The 7,591-nt window shown below is 39.7% G+C and carries 1 protein-coding gene; it reads left to right on the top strand.

All coding sequences use genetic code 11. The annotated features are described in order from the left end of the window. Window positions 1-212: 212 nt before the first annotated feature. Window positions 213-7,319 carry an SIALI-17 repeat-containing surface protein gene (locus GMD1S_RS11155; RefSeq protein WP_001042480.1) on the top strand — a complete coding sequence of 2,369 codons (7,107 nt, stop codon included), beginning with the start codon at window positions 213-215 and terminating at the stop codon, window positions 7,317-7,319. Window positions 7,320-7,591 lie beyond the last annotated feature (272 nt).

The raw sequence follows: 7,591 nt of genomic DNA, 5'->3' as shown, positions 1-7,591 counted from the left end.
AAGAAAGTCTATCAAGTTGTTTTAAAACAATCAGATAAAGGATAGTTGAGGAAAAACGATGAAAGTGATTGCAATTTTAGGTGTATTTTGATATATTTAATATATAAAATATATTATCGAACTTGGTACTTGTTTGTGTATTCAGAAGGAGGTTATTTTTTAAAATAAAGTAAACGCTTACTTTGTATCAAGAAAAAGAAATGAGGATTTTAATGAACAAAAGACTTTTTGATAAACGTTGTCATTATAGCATTCGTAAATTTGCAATAGGTGCAGCATCTGTAATGATTGGGGCCAGTATATTTGGTATTTCAGCTGTACAAGCTGAGGAGGTGGCTTCATCCAATACTCAAACAGAAGAAACAACTGTTCATCAAGCTCAGCCTTTAGATAAGCTTCCCGATGATGTGGCAGCTGCAATCGCAAAGGCTGATGAGAATGGTGGGCGTGAGTTTGTAAAACCAAAAGCTGATTCGACAGAAGACAAAGTGACTAAGGATACGGAACCTACTAGACCTGCTAATGAGGGTAGTCATGAATTGGCTAGACCTAAAGTGGAAACTCCAAACAAAGAAGAAGGAAACAAAGCTGAGAACAAACAGAAACCTGAAGAGACAAATCCAAAGCCTATTGAATCTGCAGCAACAGCTGGAACAGAACTGAAAGAGGATTCTAAAAAAACTTCCGGAAACGACCAGGTAAAAGCAGATACAGAGAGCAAACCTTCTTCTGAAAAAACGCAAGCGCTTTCTAAAGAGCCAAGTAAAGCGGATGTTGAAAAAGAGAAGCAGCTATTATCGGAGCGAAAACAAGATTTTAATAAAGATTGGTATTTTAAACTAAATGCCCAAGGAGATTTTTCAAAAAAAGATGTGGATGTTCATGATTGGTCTAAATTGAATCTTCCTCATGATTGGAGTATTTATTTTGACTTCGATCACAAGTCTCCCGCACGTAATGAAGGTGGCCAGTTAAATGGTGGAACAGCTTGGTATCGTAAGACTTTCACATTAAATGAAGCAGACAAGAATAAGGATGTTCGTATCAATTTTGATGGGGTTTACATGGATTCAAAGGTCTATGTAAATGGTAAATTTGTAGGACATTATCCAAGTGGCTATAATCATTTTTCATATGATATTACAGAATTTTTAAACAAGGATGGTAGTGAAAATTCAATTACTGTTCAAGTGACCAATAAGCAACCAAGCAGTCGTTGGTATTCAGGAAGTGGGATTTATCGTGATGTAACCCTTAGTTATCGTGATAAAGTCCATGTTGCCGAAAATGGTAATCATATCACTACTCCAAAACTTGCTGAGCAAAAAGAAGGGAATGTTGAAACACAGGTTCAAAGTAAGATTAAAAATACGGATAAGAAGGCTGCTAAAGTCTTTGTGGAACAACAAATTTTTACTAAGGAAGGTAAGGTTGTTTCAGAATTAGTGCGCTCTGAAACGAAGAATTTAGCAGAAAATGAAGTTGCAGATTTCAGACAAACAATCCTAGTTAATAAACCAACTCTTTGGACGACAAAAAGTTATCATCCTCAACTGTATGTGCTGAAAACAAAGGTTTATAAAGAAGGTCAACTAGTTGATGTAACAGAAGATACATTTGGTTACCGCTATTTTAATTGGACTGCTAAGGATGGTTTCTCTCTGAATGGTGAACGCATGAAATTCCACGGAGTAAGTATTCACCATGACAATGGAGCCTTGGGTGCAGAAGAGAATTATAAGGCTACTTATCGTAAATTAAAACTCTTGAAAGATATGGGGGTTAACTCTATTCGAACAACCCACAATCCAGCTAGTCCTCAGTTGCTTGATGCTGCGGCTAGTTTAGGTCTTTTGGTTCAAGAGGAAGCCTTTGATACCTGGTATGGTGGCAAGAAGACTTACGACTATGGACGGTTCTTTGATCAAGATGCAACCCATCCTGAAGCTAAAAAGGGTGAGAAGTGGTCTGATTTTGATCTTAGAACAATGGTAGAACGTGATAAGAACAATCCGTCTATCGTCATGTGGTCTCTTGGAAATGAGGTAGAAGAGGCAAATGGTAGTCCTCGTTCTATCGAAACTGCTAAGCGTCTGAAGGCAGTTATCAAAGCGATTGATACTGAACGTTATGTCACCATGGGTGAAAACAAATTTAGTCGTGCAGCGACAGGTGATTTTTTGAAACTTGCAGAAATCATGGATGCTGTGGGGATGAACTATGGTGAACGTTTTTATGATGCGGTTCGTAGTGCTCATCCAGACTGGCTCATTTATGGTTCTGAAACTTCTTCAGCTACTAGAACGCGTGATTCTTATTACAATCCTGCTCAAATCCTTGGACATGATAACCGTCCAAATCGTCACTATGAACAATCTGACTATGGTAATGACCGTGTTGGATGGGGAAGAACAGCTACTGAATCATGGACTTTTGACCGTGATCGTGCTGGCTATGCTGGACAATTTATCTGGACAGGAATTGACTACATCGGTGAACCAACTCCATGGCATAACCAAGATAATACACCTGTAAAAAGTTCTTACTTTGGTATCATCGATACGGCTGGTTTACCGAAGAATGATTTTTACCTTTACCGTAGTGAATGGTATAGTGCTAAAGAAAAGCCAACTGTTCGCATTTTACCACATTGGAACTGGACTGAAGAGACCCTTAAGGATCGTAAGATGCTGGTTGATGGAAAGGTTCCGGTTCGTACCTTCTCAAATGCTGCAAGCGTCGAATTGTTCTTAAATGGAGAGTCACTTGGTAAAAAGGAATTTACTAAGAAAACGACAGAAGATGGACGTCCATATCATGAGGGGGCTAAACCAAGTGAATTGTATCTTGAGTGGCTTGTAAAATACAAACCAGGCACACTGACTGCGATTGCTCGAGATGAAAAAGGCAACGAAATTGCGCGTGATAGTGTGACAACTGCTGGGGAGCCAGCAAGGGTTCGTCTGACTAAAGAAGAGCATGTTATCACTGCAGATGGAAAAGACCTATCCTACATCCATTACGAAATTGTTGATAGCGAAGGGAATGTGGTTCCGACAGCGAATAATCTTGTTCATTTCAATCTTCATGGTCAGGGACAGATTGTTGGTGTGGATAATGGAGAACAAGCTAGTCGTGAGCGCTACAAAGCTCAAGCAGATGGAACATGGCAAAGACGTGCTTTCAATGGTAGAGGAGTTGTCATTGTAAAATCAACAGAAAAAGAAGGTAAATTTACTCTTTATGCAGATTCTGCTGGTTTGACATCTGATAGCGCAACGGTCGCAACGGTGTCTGGTAAGAAAGAAAATCGTCACTTTGTAGCCTTTGCTCCTGTAAAAGCAACAACTGATGTGACGACAAATCCTGAATTACCTCAAACAGTAACAGCTATTTATAGTGACGGTAGTGTTGAGGAAAAGACTGTAACTTGGGAAATGCCATCTGACTTGCTTACAAGCGCAGGTGAGAAAAAAGTATCTGGACGTGTAGAAGGTTTAGAAACTAAAGCTGAGGCACTTGTTAAAGTGATTGCTTTAGATAGATGGTTACCAAAAGTTGCTACAGTCCCAGTTGGAACGAATGCGGCTGATTTGGATAAAACGGTCACAGCTGTTCTGACAGATGGTAGCTTGATTGATACTGATGTTGTTTCTTGGACCTTGAAAGACCCTGCTGCTTTGAACAAGGAAGGTGGACGTACGGAGGCTACTGGTAAATTGGTAGATGACGACCGTGAAGTGACTGCAACCTTTATCGCAAGTAGTAAGGAAACAACAAGTAGCATTACAGGACTTACTGTTGGGGATAAAGCTCTTGAGAATTTTGAGTCTGGCAAGACCTATTACCGTGTATCCCTTCCTTACACTGCAACTATTCCAAGTGTTGGAGCTCAGACTACCGGATATCAAGTAACTGTTCAGCAAGCTTCTGCTGATAATGGTTATCAGGCTTCTCTCTTCTTGAGTGACCAAAAGGGTGACTTGGTTCAAACTTACTTAATTCAGTTTGTGAAGGAAGCTCCTGCTTTGAAACGTTTGGAAGTGGTTGTAGAAGGAAAAGAAACTGCCACTGAAGATCAAGTATTAACTTATCACGTCATTGGTCGTTATGAGGATGGTTCACAAACAGAGTTTTCGGCTTCAGATATTCACTTAGAAGCTAAATCATCTGATGGGGGACATCTTGAGGTGAATGGTCAGAATCTATTGCTCTATACTAAGGGAAGAGTGACTTTGACACCTCGAATCGATAATCAAACAGAGAAAACAGAATCTGTAACCACTGAAGTGGTGATTAAAGAAAATAAAGTCAGCAAGAAGATTGTGAAACTTCATCCTGTGTCTGTTTCTACAGATATCAATCAGCAACCGAATCTACCTAAAGAAGTTGGAGCAGAATTTGATAAGGGCTTGCCACGCAAAGTATCTGTAGCTTGGGATAAGGTAGATGAAAAAGAGTTGGGGCACTATCATAGCTTTACGCTTAAAGGACATGTGGAAGGCACAGATATTGAAGCTCAAGCGACTGTAACGGTTGAAGGATTGCAAGTTGCAGAGGAAATCAGTCTCACAGTACCTAAGGGTGAGACGGTTCAATTGCCAGCCAATGTCCGGGCTTACCATTCTAACGGAACAACTATCTACAAAGATGTTGTTTGGGATCAGGTTCCAGCCAACTTTAGTCAAACTGAAGGGGTCTATGAAATCAATGGTCGTTTAGTAGGTAGCAATCTGACAACTAAAGCTCATGTTCGAGTATCTAGTCAAGTGGTTGCTGGAAATAATATCTCTAAACAATGGACAGGTTCACAATTACCAGCTGCCATTGTATCCAATACAGGAGGAGATGACACAGCCAACACCTTGAACGATTTGACTGTATCAAGAACGCCATCAGATGCTAAAAATAGATGGACTACTTGGAGAACAAATACTGATAATGACTGGGCTTCTATCTTATTTGGTAATTCAGGAGACTTGACGAAGCGTTTTGTCAACAATTTGTCGGTTGATTTCTATACTGATGGAGCAATTGGTCTTCCAAAAGAATATGTAGTTGAATATTATGTAGGTAAAGAAATTCCAGATTTACCAAGTGATGTCAGTCATGCGCAACGAGATAGCAATCATCCATTTAATAATCCAGACAATTGGAAAGCAGTTGAAAACTTACATGCTCCAAGTCAGCTGTCTGCAACTCAAACCAATCACTTCACATTTGACAAGGTCGAAACCTACGCTGTTCGTATTCGAATGAAGAAAGCAGATGGAACATCAGGTGTTGGTCTGACAGAGCTAACTGTGCTTGGAAACAAGGTCTTAAGTGAAACAAGTTCAGAGATTTCTATCAAGGTAGATGGCAAGGATCTTGAACATTTTAATCCATCTAAGACAGATTACTATATTCCTCAATCTAGCAAAGAAATCACAGCAACAGCTAGCAATAATGGTTTGGTAACAGTTGTTCCTGCAACAAGTCCAAAAGGTGCAACACGTCTCATCTTGAAAGCAGAAGATGGTACGGTGTTGAAAGAATATCGAATTTTCCGCAATGATGAGAGAGAAACTAGTCAACCTCTTGCTGCAGAAAACAGTGCTAAAATCTTGAATGTTGGAGATGCTCTTCAACTTCCTTCAGAAGTCACTGTTTATTACCCAACTTCAACTACTTGGACTACAGATAAACTGGCAGTGAAATGGGATGCTATTCCTGAACATGCAACAGAGCATGAGGGAACATTTGAAATTACCGGTCATGTCATTGGTACAAATCTAACGACTAAAATGCAGGTGACAGTTGTTTCTAAAGGAAATCAAGTCATTTCAGAAAATCCAAGCAACAATGAAACGGATTCTAAAGCCTTTGCTTCGACAACGAACGATACACAAGCAGCTTCACATGATCGAATTTTCTATATCAATGATGGAAAATACAATGAAGATGGACGTTGGACAAACTGGTCTCGTACTCCGAAAAATGAAGAAACTTCTGTCGGACTACTCTTTAAGAAGGACGGTAAAATTGCCACCCAATCTATTGGAAAAGTAGCTATTCAGTTCTTTAAAGATAGTGGAACAGATGCCCCAGAGAAAATGGTTCTAGAAAGATATATTGGCCCTGCCTTTACAGAACCAAGTACGATTTCTCGTTATGAAGAAAATGCTGACCATCCATTCAACAAGGCAGAAAATTGGGCACCTATTCCTTACAAAGCTTCTGGAGAATTAGTAGCTGGTAAACCAATCGAGTTTAATTTTGATCCGGTTCAAACGACAGCAATTCGTGCTCGCATGACTCGTAAGGCTACTACCAATGGTCTTGCACTTGTAGAATTTACAGCCTACTCTGCAGGCAAGGGAGCAGAAGTGGAAGCACCATCAGCGACTATTTCGATTGACGGAAAAGCATTGGAAAACTTTGATCCAAATGTGACAGATTACACTCTAACAACAATGGGTTCAAAACCAAAAGTCACTGCAACAACTAGTGGACATGGAGTAGTTACAGTTGTGGATTCTGGAAATGCCAATCTTCCAACACTGGTTCGTCTTGTTTCCAAAGATGGAAATCTGGTGAAAGAATATCGTTTACACTTTAAGTCTACCTTCCAAACAACACCAACAGAAGGCGTTAAGAACTTAGTAGCAGAAACTCCAAGTTTGGAAATTGAAAAGACTCCGCTTCCGTTTAAAGAAGTTATTCGTGAAAACCCTGAACTTGCTCAAGGTCAACGTCGTATCGTTTCTGAAGGACAAGATGGAGAAAAAGTTGACTATATTCAAGTTTTGGGTACTACTAGAAGTCTTGTTCATTCTGAAGAAAGAAAGGCTCAGGATCGCATTGTTGAAGTAGGAGTGAAAGCATCTATTTCAAGTAGTAAAGGCGAGGAGCCTGCTCCAGTCAATGAAGTTCCAGAATTCAAAGGAGGTGCTAACTTTGTAGAAGCAGCAGTAAATGAAGTTCCAGAATACACAGGAATTCTAGCCACAGTAGGAGATCAAGCAGTACCAAGTGTTGAGAAACCTGAATTTAAGGGTGGCGTTAATGCTGTAATGGCTCTAGAACATAAACTTCCAGAGTACCGTGGTATTCTAGCTACAGTAGGTAATCAACCAGCACCGACAGTAGAAAAACCAGAGTTTAAACTAAGTTCGTTAGAAAAAGCTCAGACCCCAGAAACACCAGTTCAAGTTGCCAAGGAAGACAAGAGATTGCCAGAAACTGGTGAAAAACAGTCAGAAACAGCTGTTTTCTTGGCAGGTGTTACCTTGGCCTTGTCAGCAGCTTTATTAACTGCAAAACTCAAAGAAGATTAGTCTCAGCGTCTAATGACATCCTATTTGTAGATATTAGTCGATGATTAAAAATTGGTTTCTTTTTCAACTATTGTAAGTTGATGGCATCTAAAAACTGGAGAAGACAATCATGGTCTTCTCCAGTTTTATATAGGTGTAAGCAAGAGAGGTGAATTGTACCCCAAAAGTTAGACAGAAAAATAGTAATCCAAATTGCAAGGTGTGTACCTTTTTGTTGTATAATGGAGTGAGGTGATTAGATGATTTTAAAAATTTATAATGGAGAATATAGT

It is taken from the genome of Streptococcus sp. GMD1S (genome assembly GCF_000296875.1).
Taxonomy (GTDB): Bacteria; Bacillota; Bacilli; order Lactobacillales; family Streptococcaceae; genus Streptococcus.
Note: the sequence above shows the minus strand (reverse complement) of the source record. Positions and strands in the feature narration are given on the sequence as shown.